This window comes from Sphingobium agrisoli, assembly GCF_041877245.1.
In the GTDB taxonomy this organism is placed as follows: Bacteria; Pseudomonadota; Alphaproteobacteria; order Sphingomonadales; family Sphingomonadaceae; genus Sphingobium.
The window spans coordinates 53,491-71,521 of record NZ_JBHDJI010000003.1; the positions used below are offsets into that span (position 1 = coordinate 53,491).

Here is an 18,031-nt window from a genome sequence, read left to right on the forward strand (position 1 = left end):
CGAGACATGAAGGTGTATTACGACCGCGACGCGGACATCGGGCTGATCAAGGGGAAGAAGGTCGCCATTCTGGGCTATGGCAGCCAGGGCCACGCCCACGCGCAGAATCTGCGCGACAGCGGCGTCGCCGAGGTGGCGATCGCACTGCGCGCCGGGTCGCCGAGCGCGAAGAAGGCCGAAGGCGCGGGCTTCAAGGTGCTGCCCAACGCGGAAGCCGCCGCCTGGGCCGACGTGCTGATGATCCTGGCGCCCGACGAGCATCAGGCCGCGATCTACGCCGCCGACATCCACGCCAATCTGCGTCCCGGCGCGGCGCTCGCCTTCGCCCATGGCCTCAACGTCCATTTCGGGCTGATCGAGCCGCGTGCCGACGTCGACGTCATCATGATCGCGCCCAAGGGGCCGGGCCATACCGTCCGCAGCGAATATCAGCGCGGCGGCGGCGTCCCCTGCCTGATCGCGGTCCATCAGGACTCGACCGGCAACGCGCATGACATCGCCCTCTCCTACGCCAGCGGCGTGGGCGGCGGCCGCAGCGGCATCATCGAAACCAATTTCCGCGAGGAATGCGAAACCGACCTGTTCGGCGAGCAGGCGGTGCTGTGCGGCGGCACGACCGCGCTGGTGCAGGCGGGCTTCGAGACGTTGGTCGAGGCGGGCTATGCGCCCGAGATGGCCTATTTCGAGTGTCTGCACGAATTGAAGCTGATCGTCGACCTGATGTATGAGGGCGGCATCGCCAACATGCGCTATTCGATCAGCAACACCGCCGAATATGGCGACATCAAGACCGGGCCGCGCATCATCACCGAGGAAACCAAGAAGGAGATGAAGCGCGTGCTGGCCGACATCCAGTCGGGCCGCTTCGTCAAGGACTTCGTGCTCGATAACCGCGCCGGCCAGCCCGAACTGAAGGCCAGCCGCATCGCGTCCAAGCGCCACGCGATCGAGGAAACCGGGTCCAAGCTGCGCGCGATGATGCCGTGGATCACCGCCAACAAGCTGGTGGACCAGGAAAAGAACTGAGACGATCGGTGTCGTCACCCCCGCGCAGGCGGGGGTGACGATGCAGGATCGACGCTGTCCTCAGCCGAGGATGAAATCCACCCCGGCCCTGGCGTGGATATGGGTGCAGTCGTAGATGGGGAGGACGTTGGCCTTCACGTCGACGATCAGCTCCAGCTCGGTGCAGGCCAGCACCGCCGCCTGCACATCCTGCTTGGCGATGTCGGTCAGTTCCGACTTCATGAAGCGTTCGGATTCCTTGGACACCTTGCCCACGGTCAGCTCGTCATAGACGATGCGGTCGATCCGGTCGGCAAGCTCCATGTCGGCGGGCAGCAGCGACACGCCCTTCGCCACCAGCCGCTGGCGGTAGAATTTTTCGGTCATGACGTTGCGCGTGCCGATCAAAGCGGCCCGTTCCACCCCGTCGGCCTGCATCCGGTCGCCCACCACGTCGGCGATGTGGATGATGGGCACGCCGACCTCATCCAGCACCTGATCGTAAACCCGGTGCATGGAATTGGCGCAGATGAGCAGGCTTTCCGCCCCGGCCTGCTCCAGCCGGCGGGCCGATGCGATGAGTTGCCCGGCGGCGCAGTCCCAGTCCTGCTGCGTGGCGCAGCGCGCGACCTCGGCGAAATCGAGGCTCTCGATCAGCAGCGGCGCGCTATGCTGGCCGCCCAATGCGCGATGCACCGCCTGGTTGATGATCTGATAATAGCGGGCGGTGGACGTCCAGCTAAGACCGCCGATCAGGCCGAGTTTGCGCATTATGATCCCTGTCTCCCTTGAACGGCCGCGCGAAGGGGGGCGGCCTTCCCTGCCCCCTCTTAGCGCAAGCCAGGGCAGATGCCAGCGCTCAGAAGCGACGCCGCCTTGCCAGCGCCGCCGTCCGGGCGCAAAGAAGGGTTCGGGGCAGGACAGATGGATTGGGGCGGGAATGAGCGCGGGGGCAAGGGCGCGGTTCGTGCGGGAGACGGCCGATGTGCGGCGGCAGGCGCTGATCGAGGCGACCGCCTGCTGCCTCGCCGAAAAGGGCGTGGCGGGCACGTCGGTGCGGGCGATCTGCGCGCGGGCCGGTGTGTCGGCGGGGTTGCTGACCCATTATTTCGACGGGGTCGAGGCGCTCATCATCGCGACCTATCGCGGCGTGGGCATGAAGGTTTCGGCTACGCTCGACGCAGCGGTCGAGGCGGCGGGCCCCGATCCGCGCGACCGGTTGCGCGCCTGCCTTCAGGCCAATTTCACCGGGCCGATCCTGGACCCGGATCTGCTCGCGACATGGATCGCCTTCTGGAGCCTCGTCAAGTCCGAGCCAAAGATCGCGGCGGTCCATGCCCAAGTCTATGGCGCGACACGGCGGCAGATGGAGCAGCTTCTCCATGCCGCCGCTCCTGCCATGCCCGCTCAACAGGCGCGGATCGCCGCGATCAGCCTCCAGGCGCTGGTGGATGGGCTGTGGCTGGAGCTGTGCCTCGACCGATCGGCCTTCTCGGCCGAGGAAGCGCAGACGATGGTCGCCGATGCGATGGATCGGGTTCTCCTGCCGTTCGACGGAAGGATCGATCAGACCGGCGATGATTGATCGCTTTTGTCACTAAGCAGGTTAGAGAAAACCAATTTCCCATCGCCATGCAGACTTCCTACATGCGGCTTCGCAACAGCAACCCATCCAACAAGGAACTGGATAGCCCATGGCACTTATCAACACCCCCCTTCAGCCGTTCAAGGCCACCGCGTACAAGGAAGGCAAGTTCGTCGACGTCACCGACGCTGACGTGAAGGGCAAATGGGCGGTCTTTTTCTTCTACCCCGCTGACTTCACCTTCGTCTGCCCGACCGAGCTGGAAGACCTGGCCGACATCTACCCCACCCTTCAGGGCATGGGCGTGGAAGTCTATTCGGTGTCGACCGACACCCATTTCTGCCACAAGGCTTGGCACGACACCTCGCCGGCGATCGGCAAGATCAACTATTATATGCTGGGCGACCAGAACCACGACATTTCCAACCAGTTCGGCGTCCTGCGTGAAGGCGTGGGCCTAGCCGATCGCGGCACCTTCGTGCTCGATCCCGAAGGCGTGATCCAGCTGGTCGAAATCACGCCCGAGGGCGTGGGCCGCAACGCAGCCGAGCTGCTCCGCAAGATCAAGGCGCTTCAATACTGGACCAGCCATCCGGGTGAAGTCTGCCCCGCCAAGTGGGAAGAAGGCGCCGAAACGCTCGCGCCGTCGCTCGACTTGGTCGGCAAGATCTAAGAACGCCGCCGGCACAGGAAAGGCGCCGGGTTCTCCCCATTCATGCGGGAACCCGGCGGACCTTTCCTTCTTTACCGATTGAAACACAACCATCGGGGGTCTTTGGGTCGCACCATTCCCCGGGCCGGGCCGTCGCGTTTTCTCTCCCGCGCGGCGGCCCGCCTTCATCTGACGGAGCCAGACTATGTTGGACGCAAATCTCAAGGGTCAGCTCAAGACCTATCTGGCGAACATCACCCAGCCCATTGAGCTGGTGGCGTCGCTGGATGAAGGCGCGAAGTCGCGCGAAATGAAGGAATTGCTGGGCGAAATCGCCGAGCTGTCCGACAAGGTGAGCCTCACCACCGGCAGCGACAAGCGCGTCCCCAGCTTCATGATCCGCCGCGTCGGCACCGACATCGGCGTGACCTTCGCCGGCCTGCCGATGGGGCATGAATTCACCAGCCTCGTGCTCGCGCTGCTCCAGGTCGGCGGCCATCCGTCGAAGGCGGCGCAGGATCTGATCCAGCAGATCCGCGATCTCGACGGCGACTTCGCCTTCGAGACCTATTTCTCGCTGTCCTGCCAGAACTGCCCCGACGTGGTGCAGGCGCTCAACCTCATGAGCGTGCTCAATCCCCGGATCAGCCACGTCGCCATCGACGGCGCGCTGTTCAAGGAGGAAGTGGACGCGCGCAAGGTGATGGCGGTGCCGACCGTGTTCCTGAACGGAGAGCCCTTCGCCAGCGGCCGCATGGAGCTAGAGCAGATCGTCGCGAAGATCGACAGCGGCGCGGAAGCCCGAGCGGCCGAGAAGATCAAGGCGCAAGACCCGTTCGAGGTGCTGGTGGTCGGCGGCGGCCCCGCCGGCGCGGCGGCGGCCATCTATGCCGCGCGCAAGGGCATCCGCACCGGCGTCGCGGCGGAGCGCTTCGGCGGCCAGGTGCTCGACACGATGGACATCGAGAATTTCATCTCGGTAAGCCGCACCGAAGGGCCAAAACTCGCCTCCGCGCTGGAAGCGCATGTCAAGGATTATGACGTCGAGATCATGAACCTCCAGAAGGCGGCGAAGCTGATTCCGGCCAAGGACGAGGGCGGCTATCATGAGGTGGTGCTGGAAAATGGCGCGAGCCTGAAAGGGCGCACCGTGATCCTGTCGACCGGCGCGCGCTGGCGGCAGATGGGCGTGCCGGGCGAGGAGGAGTATAAGAACAAGGGCGTGGCCTATTGCCCGCACTGCGATGGCCCGCTGTTCAAGGGCAAGCGCGTCGCGGTGATCGGCGGCGGCAACAGCGGCGTGGAGGCCGCGATCGACCTGGCCGGCATCGTCGCCCATGTGACGCTGATCGAATATGACAGCCAGCTGCGCGCCGACGCCGTGCTCCAGCGCAAGCTCGCCAGCCTGCCGAACGTCAAGATCATCACATCGGCGCTGACGACCAAGGTCGATGGCAATGGCGAGCGGGTGACGGGCCTCAGCTACAAGGATCGCAACAGCGGGACCGAGCATGACGTCGAGCTGGAGGGCATTTTCGTCCAGATCGGCCTTGTCCCCAACACCGAATGGCTGAAGGACGCGATCGCCCTGTCCCCGCGCGGCGAGATCGAGATCGACGCGCGTGGTGAAACGAGCCAGCCGGGCATCTTTGCCGCGGGCGACTGCACGACGGTGCCCTACAAGCAGATCGTCATTGCGATGGGCGCGGGATCGACGGCGGCGCTCTCTGCCTTCGACTATCTCATCCGCCTGCCCGCAAGCGAGGATGTGGCGCAGGCCGCCTGATTCCAACCGGCTCAACCGGGCTTATAGCAGCGGCCGATCCGGGCGACCGGGTCGGCCGTTTTGGTTTGGGTGGTCGGGAGGCCGCACCGATCCAATTCTGTCGTCATTCCCGCGGAAGCGGGAACCCATCTCCTGACGTTTGAATCAGGTCGATGGCATCGGAGATGGATCCCCGCCTTCGCGGGGATGACGATGAAGGGCGGACCTATGGCCCCCTACTCCCCCGCGTTGCTCGCATTGCCGGCGGCGGGGGGCGCGGGTGTCGCGCCCTTCACCGGGAAGGCGCGCAGGCTGTCGAGGACGGTGCCGGACATGGCCTGATATTGCTCGCTCAGCATTTCGGGATAGACGAAGGTGGCCGATATGATCGACCCGTCAGGCTGGCGCAGCAGGCGGACGACGACGTTGTTGCCTTCCCCATCATTGGCGGTGCCGCGATATTCATTGTCGCCGATGAAATCGCCGTCCACCCCCTCCGACGCGCCGTTGACCGCTTCGACGATCTGCTGGAGCGTTTCGTCATTGTCGTTCTTCTGCCAGAAGACGCGCACGTCGGCGCCGGCGCCGGGATCCTGATAGACGACGCCGTCGGCGTTGCTCGCCGCCTTGTCGATCGTCCACCCTTCCGGCAGGGTGATGGAGAAACCCCGCGCCTCGTTCACATAATTGCGGCTTTGTGCTGCATCGGCCTGCGCGGTGGCGAGCGCGGTCGCGGCGGCGGCGTTGGCTGCAGCGGCGAGCTGTTCCTGGCTGGGCATGTCGCCCACCGGCTCGGTGCGGCCGCATCCGGCGAGCAGCAGGAGGGGAAGGCTGGCGGCGAGGAGAACGCGTGTCATGCCATGCTCCAAAGCATAGCCGCGCGGAACATTCAACGCCCCGTCGTTCAGGCGGCGCTGTCGATGCCCAGTTCGGCGAGCTTGCGGTACAGAGTCGAGCGGCCGATGCCGAGCCGCCGCGCGACCTCCGTCATGCGGCCGCGATAATGACCGATGGCGAGGCGGATGACATCGGCCTCGATCTCGGCGAGCTGGCGGACATGGCCGTCGCCTTCGAACAGCGTGATGCCGGCGCCGTCGCGGTGCGGTTGCGGCACGGCGCGAGGGCGCAGCTGATGCACCTCGGCGCTGGCCTGCGCCTCGATCTGGGCGGCGATCTGCGGGAAATCGAGCGGGGTGAGCGCGTCGCCCTCGCACAGCACGGCGGCGCGGAACAGGGCGTTCTGAAGCTGGCGGACATTGCCCGGCCAGCCATGCTGCATCAGCAGCGCGAGCGCATCGTCGGTGAGGCCGAGGCTGCGCAGCCCCGGCTGGGTCGCGATGCGGGCCAGCAGGTGGCGGCAGAGGGCGGGAATGTCGCCCATCCTCTCGCGCAGCGGCGGGACGGTCAGCTGAACGACGTTGAGGCGGTAATAGAGATCCTCGCGGAACCGGCCCGCCTCTATCTCGTCGATCAGCCTTTTGTTGGTGGCGGCGATGACGCGCACGTCGACGTGGATCGGGCGGCGCGCGCCGATCGGCTGCACCTCGCCATCCTGGAGCACGCGCAGCAGCTTGACCTGGGCGTCCAAGGGCATTTCGCTGACTTCGTCGAGGAAGATGGTCCCCATGTCGGCGGCGGCGAATTTACCGACATGGCGGTCGAACGCGCCGGTGAAGGCGCCGCGCTCATGCCCGAACAGTTCCGATTCGACGAGGTTGGCGGGGATCGCGCCGCAGTTCACCGTGACGATCGCCTGCCTGTGGCGGGGCGATGCGGCGTGGATGGCGCGGGCGATGACATCCTTGCCGACGCCGCTTTCGCCCTCGATCAGCACGGGCACGCGGGCACGCGCCGCCTTGGCCGCAATGGCGAGCGCCGCGCGGAATTGCGGGGCGGAGCCGACCACATCCTCGAATGAGAGGGGCGCGGTAATCTTTTCGGTGAGCGGGCGCAATTCACCGGCATTCGCCCCGTCCGCCAGCGTCGCGTTGAGCGCGGCGAGAAGGCGATCGGGCGCGATCGGCTTCGACAGATAATCGGTCGCCCCTGCCCGCATCGCCTCCACCGCGACGGCGACATTGTTGTGCGCGGTGAGAATCAGGATCGGCAGCGCCGGGCGGCGCGCGCGGATTTCGCGGATCAGGCCGGAGGGCTGATAGTCCGGGCTCCACTGGTCGAGGATGATGGCATCGAGCATCATTCCGTCCTGCGTGCCGAGCGTGGCGATCGCGGTTTCGCCGTCGGCGGCGAAGATCGTACGCCAGCCGGCACGAGCCGCCAGCGCCGACACGAGCCGCCTCTGGGCCGGCTCGTCGTCGATCAGCATCAGCATCGGTACGCCCTCGCGCGCCATCGCCACCCCTTAATTGCAACAGGCGACCGACCCTAGGGCGCAGGGGTAAAGGCGCGCTTAACCCCGAAAGATTTTCTTGTGCCCCTACGGGTTGAGGGGGGGGCGGCTTGTGGATAAGAGACTCGCCAATCGCTGCGAAAGGGAGTGGAAATGGCGTCGAACGATATCAAGGCCGCGAACGAAACCTATTCGGGGTTCGTGGGGCTGATGAAGTGGGGCACGATCGCGAGCGTCGCCGTGGCCGCTGTGGTGGTGCTGCTGATCTCGACCTGAAAACGGGATCGGCAACAGGGGAGGATGCACAGATAATGAAGATAGCGGTGGTGAAGGAACAGGCGGCGGGCGAGAAGCGCGTCGCAGCGACGCCCGAGACGGTGAAGAAATTCATCGGCCTGGGCGCGCAGGTGGCGGTGGAGGCCGGAGCCGGCCTCACCGCCTCGATTGCGGACGCAGACTATGCGGCGGCGGGCGCGGCCGTGGGAACCCGTGCCGCGGCGCTGGCCGGGGCGGACATCGTGCTGGGCGTGCAGGGCCCGGCGGTGGACAGCCTTGCCGGAGTCAATCCGGGCGCATGGATCGTCGCCGGCCTTAACCCCTTCGGCGAGCGGGCGCGGGTCGATGCCTATGCAGCGGCGGGTTACGAGGCGCTGGCGATGGAGTTCATGCCGCGCATCACCCGCGCGCAGTCGATGGACATCCTCTCGTCGCAATCGAACCTGTCGGGCTACAAGGCGGTGCTCGACGCCGCGGCCGAATATGGCAAGGCCTTCCCGATGATGATGACGGCGGCGGGCACGGTGTCGGCGGCGAAGGCCTTCATCATGGGCGTGGGCGTCGCGGGCTTGCAGGCAATCGCCACCGCGCGGCGGCTGGGCGCTCAGGTCAGCGCGACCGACGTGCGCGCCGCGACGAAGGAGCAGATCGAATCGCTGGGCGCCAAGGCGATCTTCGTGGAGAAGGTCGCCGGCATCGAGGGCGAAGGCACGGGCGGCTACGCCACCGAAATGTCGGACGAATATAAGGCCGCGCAGGCTGAACTGGTGTCGTCTCATATCGCCAAGCAGGACATCGTCATCACGACGGCGCTCATTCCGGGCCGGCCCGCGCCGCGCCTCATCAGCGACGCGCAGATCGCGACGATGAAGCCGGGCAGCGTGATCGTCGACCTCGCTGTCGAGCAGGGCGGCAATGTCGAGGGCGCGGTGGCGGGCGAAGTGGTCGAGCGGCATGGCGTGAAGATCGTGGGGCACCGCAACGTGCCCTCGCGCCTCGCCACCGACGCTTCGGCCCTGTTCTCGCGCAATCTGTTCAACTTCCTGTCCGCCTTCTGGGACAAGGAAAAGAACGCGCCGGTGCTAGACGAGGAAATCGGCAACGCCATCCGCCTGACGCAGGGCGGGAAAGTCGTGAACGAGCGGCTGCTCGGATAGGGGAATCGCCTGTTCGCGCTGCGCGTGTTCAGGCCAACGTCCCGCAGCCAAATCGGGACGAATGGGGAGTAGGACGATGGACTTCATTTCCATCCTGTCGGTTTTCGTGCTGGCGTGTTTCGTCGGCTATTATGTGGTGTGGTCGGTGACGCCGGCGCTCCATACGCCGCTGATGGCGGTCACCAATGCGATTTCGTCGGTCATCATCGTCGGCGCACTGGTCGCGTCGGCGGAAGCCGGCAGCATCGCGGCCAAGGTGCTGGGGCTGCTCGCGGTGGTCTTCGCATCGGTCAACATCTTCGGCGGCTTTGCAGTCACTGAGCGGATGCTGGCGATGTACAAGAAGAAGGAGCGCAAGTGATGCACGAACTCGCGCCCGTTTCGCCCTTCGTCGCGCTCGCCTATCTGATCGCGGGCGTCCTCTTCATCCTCGCCCTGCGCGGCCTGTCCAGCCCGGCGACCAGCCGGCGCGGCAACCGCATGGGCATGGCGGGCATGGCGATCGCCGTTGCCACCACGCTTTATACCCATGATGTGGTGAGCCTGCCCGAGATCATCGGCGCGATCGTCGTCGGCGGCGGCATCGGCTTCATCATCGCCCGCCGCATCGCCATGACCGACATGCCGCAACTCGTCGCGGCCTTCCACAGCCTCGTCGGTCTGGCCGCGGTGTTTGTGGGCGCGGCGGCTTACCTCAACCCCGGCGCGTTCGGTATTCTCGATCCGCTGACGGATGAGATCCACAATGCCAGCCGGGTCGAGATGGGCCTGGGCGTCGCAATCGGCGCGATCACCTTTTCAGGGTCGGTCATCGCCTTCCTCAAGCTCAACGGCAACATGTCGGGCAAGCCGATCATGCTGCCCGGCCGGCACATCATCAACCTGGGCACGCTGGCCGCGATCCTGGGCCTCGTCGCCTATTTCGTGACCGACCAGAGCCCCTGGGTGTTCTGGACCGTGACCGCGCTGAGCTTCGTCATCGGCTTCCTGCTGATCATCCCGATCGGCGGAGCGGACATGCCAGTCGTGGTGTCGATGCTGAACAGCTATTCGGGCTGGGCCGCCGCCGCGATGGGCTTCACGCTGGGCAACAGCGCGATGATCATCACCGGCGCGCTGGTGGGATCGTCGGGCGCGATCCTCAGCTACATCATGTGCAAGGCGATGAACCGCAGCTTCATCAGCGTGATCGCCGGCGGCTTCGGCGCGGAGGCCGGCCCTTCGGGTGGCGGCGCGGCGGCGGTGGACCGCCCCTACAAGCGTGGCTCGGCCGAGGACGCGGCATTCCTGATGAAACAGGCCGACAGCGTCATCATCGTCCCCGGCTACGGCATGGCGGTGTCCCAGGCGCAGCACGCGCTGCGCGAAATGGGCGACCTGCTCAAGAAGGAAGGCGTCAGCGTCAAATATGCCATCCACCCGGTCGCCGGGCGTATGCCGGGGCACATGAACGTGCTGCTGGCCGAAGCCAACGTCCCCTATGACGAGGTGTTCGAGCTGGAGGACATCAACAGCGAGTTCGGCCAGGCCGACGTCGCCTTCGTCATCGGCGCGAACGACGTCACCAACCCGGCGGCCAAGACCGACAAATCGTCGCCCATCTACGGCATGCCGATCCTGGACGTCGCCAACGCCAAGTCGGTGCTGTTCGTGAAGCGCTCCATGGGCGGCGCGGGCTATGCCGGCGTCGATAACGAGGTGTTCTACATGGACAACACCATGATGCTGCTGGCCGACGCCAAGAAGATGGTCGAGGAGATCGTCAAGGGCCTGGCGCATTAATATCTGCCCCGTTCGTCCTGAGTAGCCATTGAGCGAAGTCGAAATGGCGTATCGAAGGATCAGGCGCAGCGCTTGATGCTTCGATACGGGCCTTCGCCAAGCTCAGTCCCTACTCAGCACGAACGGGCTATTTTTAGAGCATGGAGGCGAAGCAACCCAAGGGGCCTTTGTGACGCCCCTACCCGCTCAGCCCCTCCAGCGCGGAGAAGCGCTGCGACCAGAGCGCGCCATGGACCGCCATCCACTGGATCACCGGCCCCAGCCCCTTCACCCGCGCCGCATACCATGTCTCCCGCCCAGCCCGGCGCGCGGTCACGAGACCGGCACGCTTGAGCTTGGCGAGGTGGCGCGACACCATGGGCTGCGATACGCCCGCCTCCCGGGTGAGCGCCTGCACATTCTGCTCCCCATCGCGGACCAGATTTTCGAGAATTGCCCGGCGCGTGGCGTCGGACAGCGCCTTGAACAGCGCATCGGTGGCCGCGTCGCGATCGGCGGCAGTCATTGAACGAACCATGGTCAATTCATAACCATGTGGATATGAATGGGTCAAGTTTCGCCACGACGGAACGCCCCGATGCGGCGTTAACCAAAAAAAGTCGCGTGGCCCGCCGCCATGAGTCTTTTCCGCCACACCGCCCTATGTGGAGTCTGCCCGTCGCACCCCGACTCAACATCTTGTGGGTCCATGCTTCGTTCGCGCCGCCGTTAACCATTTGTCCGACAGGCTGTGCTAAAGCCCTGATCTTGACGGCGGACTCCCGAGGACTCATCGCTTGGTCCTTGACGATAGACGGGGGCTTTGCAGATGGGTGTGATGGAACGGGTCGCGGCGCCGCGACGCAAGAAGGCGGTTGCGCCGGCCCCGGTGGAGATCGCCACCGACATGCTGCTGCGCGGCGACTGCATCGCGCATATGGCCGCGCTGCCCGACGCCTGCATCGACATGATCTTCGCCGATCCGCCCTATAATCTCCAACTGGGCGGCGACCTGTTCCGGCCGGAAGGCAGCCGGGTCGATGCGGTCGACAATGACTGGGACAAGTTCGATACGCTCGGCAGCTATGATCGCTTCACCAAGGCGTGGCTGCGCGAGGCGCGGCGCATCCTGAAGCCCAACGGCACCATCTGGGTGATCGGCAGCTACCACAACATCTTCCGCGTCGGCACCGCGCTCCAGGACGAGGGCTTCTGGATCCTCAACGACATCATCTGGCGCAAATCCAACCCCATGCCCAATTTCAAGGGCACCCGCTTCACCAACGCGCATGAGACGCTCATCTGGGCGAGCCAGGGCGAGGATGCGCGCTACACCTTCAACTACAAGGCGATGAAGACGCTCAACGACGAGTTGCAGATGCGGTCCGACTGGGTGCTGCCGATCTGCGCGGGCCAAGAGCGGTTGAAGCGCAACGGGACGAAGGCGCACCCGACGCAGAAGCCCGAGGCGCTGCTGTATCGCGTGCTGCTCGCCTGCACCAAGCCCGGCGACGTGGTGCTGGACCCGTTCTTCGGCACTGGCACCACCGGCGCGGTCGCGAAACGGCTGGGCCGCAAGTGGATCGGCATCGAGCGCGAAGAGGATTATATCGAGGTCGCGCTGGAACGGATCGAGGCGGCGCTGCCGCTCGACGAAAGCGCGCTCACCATCATGCAGAGCGCCCGCACCCAGCCCAAGGTGGCGTTCGGGACGCTGGTGGAGACCGGCTATCTGACGCCCGGCGCGGTGCTGACCGACGCCAGGCGGCGCTGGCAGGCGGTGGTGCGCGCGGACGGATCGCTGGGGGTCGGCGCGGAGAGCGGTTCGATCCACAAGATGGGCGCGACGCTTCAGGGCGCGCCGAGCTGCAACGGCTGGACCTTCTGGCACCATGAAGCGGACGGCAAGCTGATGCCGATCGACACGCTGCGCCAGACCTATCTGCTGGCGAATGAGCCTTAGGCGCTGACATCATGATCCGTTCGCCCTGAGCCTGTCGAAGGGCTATTCTTTTAAGAAGTGCAGGGCGCGACAGGCTTAGCCCGAACGGAGTTGTGATAATGCTCCCCACCCTTCCCGCCCACGCCCGCCTCTACCTCCGGCCCGTCTGGTTCGTGCCCTCGCCCATCGGCCTGCCCGATGGCAGCGCGGCGCGGATGGGGAACGGACTGATCTGGTTCCAGGGCTATGAATTGACGGCGTTCGATGGCGCGCGGCGGATTGCACGCGTCACCGTGCCGGTTGCCGAGCTGGACGCGACGATTGCCGCTCTTCCCGACTCCCTGGCCAAGCGCGCCCGCCGCCTTGCCGCGAACATTTCCGCCACTCGCGCGCCATTGACGCTGAGCGCGCGCACCATCCGCTTCGACGCGCCGCAGGTGATGGCGATCCTGAACATCACGCCCGACAGTTTCTCCGGCGGCGGGCGGCATCTGGGCGATCCGCAGGCGGCGGCGGACGCGGGCTTCGCCATGGCATCGGCGGGTGCGGCGCTGATCGACGTGGGCGGCGAATCGACCCGGCCGCGCGCGGAGAAGGTCTGGGAGGGCGACGAGATCGCCCGCGTCCTTCCCGTGATCGAAAGGCTGGCGGCGGCGGGCGTGTGCGTCTCGGTCGATACGCGCAAGGCGGCGGTGATGGAGGCCGCGCTCGCTGCCGGGGCCGCCATCGTCAACGATGTGAGCGCGCTGGCGCATGACCCGCGCAGTCTGGAGGTGGTGGCGCGCGCCGAGTGCCCCGTCATTCTGATGCACGCCCCTTCTTCTGGCGATGATCCGCACCATAATCCGGCCGGCTATGGCGATGTGGTCGCCGACGTGTTCGACCAACTGGAGGCGCGGATCGCCGCAGCGCAAGCGGCGGGCATCGCGCGGGATCGGATCATGGTCGATCCGGGGCTGGGCTTTGGCAAGAGCCTGGCCGACAATCTGGCGTTGGTGAACGGCCTCGCGACCTTTCAGGGGCTGGGCGTGCCGCTGCTGTTCGCGGGCAGCCGCAAGCGCCTCATCGGCGCGCTGTCGAACGAAGCGCCGGCGAGCGAGCGGCTCGGCGGCTCCATCGCGCTCGCCTTCCGCGCGGCGCAGCTTGGGGCGCAGATGCTGCGGGTGCATGACGTCAGGGAGAGCGTCCAGGCGCTGCACCTGTGGCGCGGACTGGCGGACGCGGGGTTGAGCGCGGTGTGAGGGGGGGCGCCCCCCCGTCGCCCCGGCCTTGAGCCGGGGCCCCGCTGCCTTATGGCAACCTGTCGAACATGTCCTGCCATTCGGGATTGGCACGCTCAATCAGATCGAATTTCCATGCGCGTCGCCATCGCTTGATACGCTTTTCATGCTCGATGCAGGCCCGGATATCGTCACCCCGCTCGGCCCATACGAGCCGCTTCAATCCATAGCGGGCGCAGAAGTCAGCCCCGGTTCCAGCCCGATGCTGGTGAACGCGGGTAACGATGTCCGCCGGCACGCCGACATACATCGTGCCGCGATAGCGGTCCGCCATGATGTAGAGCCAGCCGCCTGGTCGCGCGTCCATCATGGCTGGAGCGTCAAAGAAGCGGGGCCCCGGGTCAAGCCCGGGGCGACGATACAGGGCTTGGTCAGTCTTACCGCCCCCAGACCCCGAACACCGCCGGGTCGATCGTCAGCATCGGCACCTCCGCCGCCCCGTCCTCCGGCTCCGGCGCAGGCAGGCGCATCGGTGGTCCCTTGCCCGGTCCGAAGCTGACCACCGCGCTGCCGGGGTCGCTCAGCACCAGCGGATCGAGTTTCAGCGCCGCCGTCAGCCGCGCCTGGGTGACTTCGACCAGCGTCCCGATCTTCGTCAACGCGAACAGGTCACGGGCGAAGGCGTAGGGCAGGCGGATGCAGCCATGGCTGGCGGGATAGCCCGGATTATGCCCGGCGTGGAGGGCGATCCCCGTCCAGGTGAGCCGCTGCATATAGGGCATGGGCGCGTTGCTGTAGAGGTTGGAGCGGTGCCATTGCCGCTTCTGGAGGATCGGATAGTCGCCGGTCGGGGTGCGGTGCCCCTTCATGCCGGTGGATACACTGGAAAGCCCGATCAGCCGGTCGCCGCTATAGACATGGATCATCTGCTTTTCGATGCTGATGACCATGTAGATGGGGCCGCCCCACGGGCCCTGCCCCAGCCAGCGATATTGGCCGGGCGCGAGCCGCTCGACATCCGCCTGCGCGCGCGCCGGTCCGGTCGCGGTCAGGCATAGCAGCAGGACGGAAAGATACGGCAGGGCGCGGCGCATAACCCTTTCTTAACCATCCGGTCCGCCAGCGCCAGCCCGACGCATCCGCCGGTCCCAAGACGGGACATCGCCACCGGCGGCGCAACAAAATGACAGCCACGATGCTCCAGCACGATCGGAAGCGCGAGATGGGCACCGGACAGGAATAATATGTTTCGCCCTACAGCCTTAGGTTGTAGAGGGGCCGCCTGCCCAAAGCCCGAAGGACTTGATCGTCATGCCTGCCTATCGTTCCCGCACCACCACCCACGGCCGCAACATGGCCGGCGCGCGCAGCCTCTGGCGCGCGACGGGGATGAAGGACGGGGATTTCGGCAAGCCGATCATCGCCATCGCCAATAGCTTCACCCAGTTCGTGCCCGGCCATGTGCACCTGAAGGATCTGGGTCAGCTCGTCGCGCGCGAGATCGAGGCGGCGGGCGGCGTCGCCAAGGAATTCAACACCATCGCGGTCGATGACGGCATCGCCATGGGCCATGGCGGGATGCTCTATTCGCTGCCCAGCCGCGACCTGATCGCCGACAGCGTCGAATATATGGTCAACGCCCACTGCGCCGACGCGATCGTGTGCATCTCCAATTGCGACAAGATCACGCCCGGCATGTTGATGGCGGCCATGCGCCTCAACATTCCGGTCGTGTTCGTGTCGGGCGGGCCGATGGAAGCGGGCAAGGCCGATTTGCGCGGCCGGAAAGTCGCGCTCGACCTGGTCGACGCCATGGTCGGCGCGGCGGACGACAGCTATACCGATGCGGAAGTGGAGACGCTGGAGCGGTCCGCCTGCCCCACCTGCGGGTCATGCTCGGGCATGTTCACCGCCAATTCGATGAACTGCCTGACCGAGGCGCTGGGCCTGTCGCTGCCGGGCAATGGCTCCGTGCTCGCCACGCACTCGGACCGCGAGCGGCTGTTCCGCGAGGCCGGGCACCTGATCGTCGACATCACCAAGCGTTATTATGAGCAGGATGACGCGAGCGTCCTCCCCCGCTCGATCGCCAGCTTCGCCGCGTTCGAAAATGCGATGAGCCTCGACATCGCGATGGGCGGTTCCACCAACACGGTGCTGCACCTGCTCGCCGCCGCCTATGAAGGCGGGGTCGATTTCACCATGGCCGACATCGACCGGCTGTCGCGCCGCGTGCCATGCCTGTGCAAGGTCGCGCCGGCCAAGAATGATGTCCATATGGAGGATGTCCATCGCGCCGGCGGGATCATGGCGATCCTGGGCGAGCTGGAGCGCGCGGGGCTGGTCGACGCTTCGCTGCCCACCGTCCACAGCGCAAGCCTTGCCGACGCGCTCGCCCGCTGGGACATTGGCCGCACCAACAGCGATGATGTGCGGAATTTCTATCGCGCCGCGCCGGGCGGCGTGCCGACACAGGTCGCCTTCAGCCAGTCGTCGCGTTGGGAGGAACTGGACACCGACCGCGAAAAGGGCGTGATCCGCTCGGCCGAACATCCCTTCTCGCAGGATGGCGGACTTGCCGTTCTGTTCGGCAACCTAGCGCCCGAAGGCTGCATCGTGAAGACCGCTGGCGTGGACGAGAGCATCCTCGTCTTCCACGGCACCGCGCGCGTCTATGAAAGCCAGGACGCATCGGTCGCCGGCATCCTGGGCAACGAAGTCAAGCCCGGCGAGGTCGTGATCGTCCGCTATGAAGGGCCGAAGGGCGGACCGGGGATGCAGGAAATGCTCTATCCCACCAGCTATCTGAAGTCGAAGGGCCTCGGCAAGCTGTGCGCGCTCATCACCGACGGGCGCTTTTCGGGCGGGTCGTCGGGCCTGTCGATCGGCCATGTCTCGCCCGAGGCGGCCGAGGGCGGCGCGATCGCGCTCATAGAAACCGGCGATCCGATCGTGATCGACATTCCGGCGCGCTCGATCCGCATCGACTTGGACGACGCCACGCTCGCCGCGCGCCGCGCCGAGATGGACGCGCGTGGGCCGAAGGCGTGGAAGCCGTTCGGGCGCAAGCGGGAAGTGACCCCGGCGCTGCGCGCCTATGCCGCCATGACCACCAACGCCGCGCGCGGGGCCGTGCGCGATGTAAGCCAGATCGAGCGCTGACCCGCCGCATCCATTCCGCTCTCCCTGCGTTTGACCCGCGTCATTGCAAGGAGAGCATCATGGCAGACCTCAGCACCATCACCGAACATATGGACGTCATCGGCGCCGACGGCGTGCATATCGGCACTGTCGATCATGTCGAGGGCGACCGCATCAAGCTGACCAAGGCGGACAGCGGCAGCCATGGCGACCATCATCATTATGTCTCGGGCGGCCTCGTCGCCGCGGTCGAGGGCAATCAGGTGCGCCTGTCCGCCAATGGCGACGCGGCCGTGCTGCTTGAGGAAGAAGAGGATGGCGGCGCGATCATGGATCGCAATCCATGACCAAGGCGCTGAAGAAGGGCGATACAGTCCATTGGAACAGCCATGGCGGCACGGCGGAGGGCAAGGTGGTGAAAAAGGTCACCGCCCCGACCTCGATCAAGGGCCACAAGGTCAAGGCGTCCAAGGACGAGCCACAGTTCATCGTCGAAACCGACGAAGGCAAGCGCGCGGCGCACAAGGCCGAGGCGTTGAAAAAGGGCTGAAAATTCGAAAGGGCCGGATGGCGGATGCCCCCGGCCCTTTTACATGTCACATAGTGGGTCGGATCAGCCGACGATCTCTTCCGGCTTGAAGAAATAGGCGATCTCGATCGCGGCATTTTCCTCGCTGTCGGAACCATGGACGGAGTTGGCCTCGATCGATTCCGCATAGGCCTTGCGGATCGTGCCCTCATCGGCATTCGCGGGGTTGGTCGCGCCCATGATGTCACGGTTGCGCTTCACCGCGTCCTCGCCTTCCAGCACCTGCACGACCACCGGGCCGGAGATCATGAAGGCGACCAGATCGGCGAAGAAGGGGCGTTCCTTGTGAACGGCGTAGAAGCCTTCGGCCTGCTCGCGGCTCATGCGGATACGCTTGGAGGCGACGACGCGCAGGCCCGCTTCCTCCAGCTTCGTGGTAACAGCGCCGGTCAGGTTGCGACGGGTGGCGTCGGGCTTGATGATCGAAAAGGTGCGCGTGACGGCCATGGGCCTCGTTACTCCAGATTATTGGGAATGCTGCGCGCGCCTTTAGACGCGGGACGCGCGGGCCGCAAGGGGGAGAGGACAGGCCGATATCCGGCACCGAGGCCCCTTCCCGCCGCCGACCATGAAAAAGGGCGCCCCGCT

General features: G+C 65.8%; 20 protein-coding genes. 13 read left to right on the forward strand and 7 right to left on the reverse strand.

From position 1 onward, the window contains the following. The first annotated feature begins 6 nt into the window (after positions 1 to 6). Entirely contained in the window at positions 7 to 1,026 is a 1,020-nt protein-coding gene (gene ilvC, locus ACETPF_RS06710; protein ID WP_373933598.1) for a ketol-acid reductoisomerase, read from the forward strand. Between the two features lie 60 nt (positions 1,027 to 1,086). On the opposite strand, the gene ACETPF_RS06715 is transcribed toward ilvC, so the two are convergent. Then, positions 1,087 to 1,776, reverse strand: a complete 690-nt coding sequence (locus ACETPF_RS06715; RefSeq protein WP_373933599.1) for an aspartate/glutamate racemase family protein — start codon at positions 1,774 to 1,776, stop codon at positions 1,087 to 1,089. A gap of 169 nt (positions 1,777 to 1,945) precedes the next feature. Here ACETPF_RS06715 and betI point away from each other — a divergent pair, with 169 nt between their 5' ends. The 3 genes from betI (at position 1,946) to ahpF (ending at position 5,028) form a co-directional block, all read left to right on the forward strand. After that, entirely contained in the window at positions 1,946 to 2,590 is a 645-nt protein-coding gene (gene betI / locus ACETPF_RS06720; RefSeq protein WP_373933600.1) for a transcriptional regulator BetI, read from the forward strand. Positions 2,591 to 2,699: 109 nt separating this feature from the next. After that, positions 2,700 to 3,263, forward strand: coding sequence for an alkyl hydroperoxide reductase subunit C (gene ahpC, locus ACETPF_RS06725; protein WP_373933601.1), 564 nt, complete (start codon positions 2,700 to 2,702; stop codon positions 3,261 to 3,263). A gap of 184 nt (positions 3,264 to 3,447) precedes the next feature. Next, complete coding sequence (gene ahpF, locus ACETPF_RS06730; RefSeq protein ID WP_373933602.1) at positions 3,448 to 5,028, forward strand: alkyl hydroperoxide reductase subunit F; 1,581 nt, start codon at positions 3,448 to 3,450, stop codon at positions 5,026 to 5,028. A 215-nt stretch (positions 5,029 to 5,243) separates the two neighbouring features. Here ahpF and ACETPF_RS06735 read toward each other — a convergent pair whose 3' ends face one another. Continuing rightward, on the reverse strand, positions 5,244 to 5,864 hold the full coding sequence (locus tag ACETPF_RS06735) for a hypothetical protein (protein WP_373933603.1): 621 nt from the start codon (positions 5,862 to 5,864) through the stop codon (positions 5,244 to 5,246). Positions 5,865 to 5,911: 47 nt separating this feature from the next. After that, positions 5,912 to 7,360 (reverse strand): sigma-54-dependent transcriptional regulator, encoded by a 1,449-nt coding sequence (locus tag ACETPF_RS06740; protein WP_373933605.1) that lies wholly within the window; start codon positions 7,358 to 7,360, stop codon positions 5,912 to 5,914. A 150-nt stretch (positions 7,361 to 7,510) separates the two neighbouring features. Between ACETPF_RS06740 and ACETPF_RS06745 the strand changes: the two genes are divergently transcribed. From ACETPF_RS06745 to ACETPF_RS06760, 4 genes are all read left to right on the forward strand, one after another. Further along, positions 7,511 to 7,633, forward strand: a complete 123-nt coding sequence (locus ACETPF_RS06745; RefSeq protein WP_373933606.1) for an aa3-type cytochrome c oxidase subunit IV — start codon at positions 7,511 to 7,513, stop codon at positions 7,631 to 7,633. A 35-nt stretch (positions 7,634 to 7,668) separates the two neighbouring features. After that, the gene (locus ACETPF_RS06750) at positions 7,669 to 8,790 is read left to right on the forward strand and encodes an NAD(P) transhydrogenase subunit alpha (protein WP_373933607.1); all 1,122 of its coding nucleotides are present in this window, start codon (positions 7,669 to 7,671) and stop codon (positions 8,788 to 8,790) included. A gap of 76 nt (positions 8,791 to 8,866) precedes the next feature. After that, positions 8,867 to 9,151, forward strand: a complete 285-nt coding sequence (locus ACETPF_RS06755) for an NAD(P) transhydrogenase subunit alpha part 2 (RefSeq protein WP_328280408.1) — start codon at positions 8,867 to 8,869, stop codon at positions 9,149 to 9,151. Then, the gene (locus ACETPF_RS06760) at positions 9,151 to 10,572 is read left to right on the forward strand and encodes an NAD(P)(+) transhydrogenase (Re/Si-specific) subunit beta (RefSeq protein ID WP_373933608.1); all 1,422 of its coding nucleotides are present in this window, start codon (positions 9,151 to 9,153) and stop codon (positions 10,570 to 10,572) included. The genes ACETPF_RS06755 and ACETPF_RS06760 overlap by 1 nt, the downstream gene beginning before the upstream one ends. A 178-nt stretch (positions 10,573 to 10,750) precedes the next feature. Here the strand turns inward: ACETPF_RS06760 and ACETPF_RS06765 are convergent, their stop codons facing one another. After that, entirely contained in the window at positions 10,751 to 11,089 is a 339-nt protein-coding gene (locus ACETPF_RS06765) for an ArsR/SmtB family transcription factor (RefSeq protein ID WP_373933609.1), read from the reverse strand. A 291-nt stretch (positions 11,090 to 11,380) separates the two neighbouring features. On the opposite strand from ACETPF_RS06765, the gene ACETPF_RS06770 reads away from it, so the two are divergent. Together ACETPF_RS06770 and folP are read left to right on the forward strand one after the other, a co-directional pair. Continuing rightward, positions 11,381 to 12,514 carry a site-specific DNA-methyltransferase gene (locus ACETPF_RS06770; RefSeq protein ID WP_373933610.1) on the forward strand — a complete coding sequence of 378 codons (1,134 nt, stop codon included), beginning with the start codon at positions 11,381 to 11,383 and terminating at the stop codon, positions 12,512 to 12,514. A gap of 98 nt (positions 12,515 to 12,612) precedes the next feature. Then, the gene (gene folP, locus ACETPF_RS06775) at positions 12,613 to 13,734 is read left to right on the forward strand and encodes a dihydropteroate synthase (protein WP_373933612.1); all 1,122 of its coding nucleotides are present in this window, start codon (positions 12,613 to 12,615) and stop codon (positions 13,732 to 13,734) included. 49 nt (positions 13,735 to 13,783) lie between these two features. Here folP and ACETPF_RS06780 read toward each other — a convergent pair whose 3' ends face one another. Together ACETPF_RS06780 and ACETPF_RS06785 are read right to left on the reverse strand one after the other, a co-directional pair. Then, a complete protein-coding gene (locus tag ACETPF_RS06780; RefSeq protein ID WP_373933960.1) occupies positions 13,784 to 14,080 on the reverse strand; it encodes a GIY-YIG nuclease family protein in 297 nt (98 codons plus the stop codon). 70 nt (positions 14,081 to 14,150) lie between these two features. Beyond that, positions 14,151 to 14,807: a L,D-transpeptidase family protein gene (locus ACETPF_RS06785; RefSeq protein WP_373933613.1), complete on the reverse strand. Its 657-nt coding sequence runs from the start codon at positions 14,805 to 14,807 to the stop codon at positions 14,151 to 14,153. Positions 14,808 to 15,024: 217 nt separating this feature from the next. Between ACETPF_RS06785 and ilvD the strand changes: the two genes are divergently transcribed. Genes ilvD through ACETPF_RS06800 form a run of 3 tightly spaced genes read left to right on the forward strand, consistent with a single transcriptional unit; the run spans position 15,025 to position 17,404 of the window. Further along, positions 15,025 to 16,875 (forward strand): dihydroxy-acid dehydratase, encoded by a 1,851-nt coding sequence (gene ilvD, locus ACETPF_RS06790; RefSeq protein ID WP_373933614.1) that lies wholly within the window; start codon positions 15,025 to 15,027, stop codon positions 16,873 to 16,875. A 59-nt stretch (positions 16,876 to 16,934) separates the two neighbouring features. Beyond that, a complete protein-coding gene (locus tag ACETPF_RS06795) occupies positions 16,935 to 17,201 on the forward strand; it encodes a DUF2171 domain-containing protein (RefSeq protein WP_373933616.1) in 267 nt (88 codons plus the stop codon). Further along, positions 17,198 to 17,404, forward strand: coding sequence for a hypervirulence associated TUDOR domain-containing protein (locus ACETPF_RS06800; protein WP_373933617.1), 207 nt, complete (start codon positions 17,198 to 17,200; stop codon positions 17,402 to 17,404). The genes ACETPF_RS06795 and ACETPF_RS06800 overlap by 4 nt, the downstream gene beginning before the upstream one ends. Positions 17,405 to 17,467: 63 nt before the next feature. On the opposite strand, the gene ndk is transcribed toward ACETPF_RS06800, so the two are convergent. Beyond that, positions 17,468 to 17,890, reverse strand: coding sequence for a nucleoside-diphosphate kinase (gene ndk / locus ACETPF_RS06805; protein ID WP_373933618.1), 423 nt, complete (start codon positions 17,888 to 17,890; stop codon positions 17,468 to 17,470). Positions 17,891 to 18,031 lie beyond the last annotated feature (141 nt).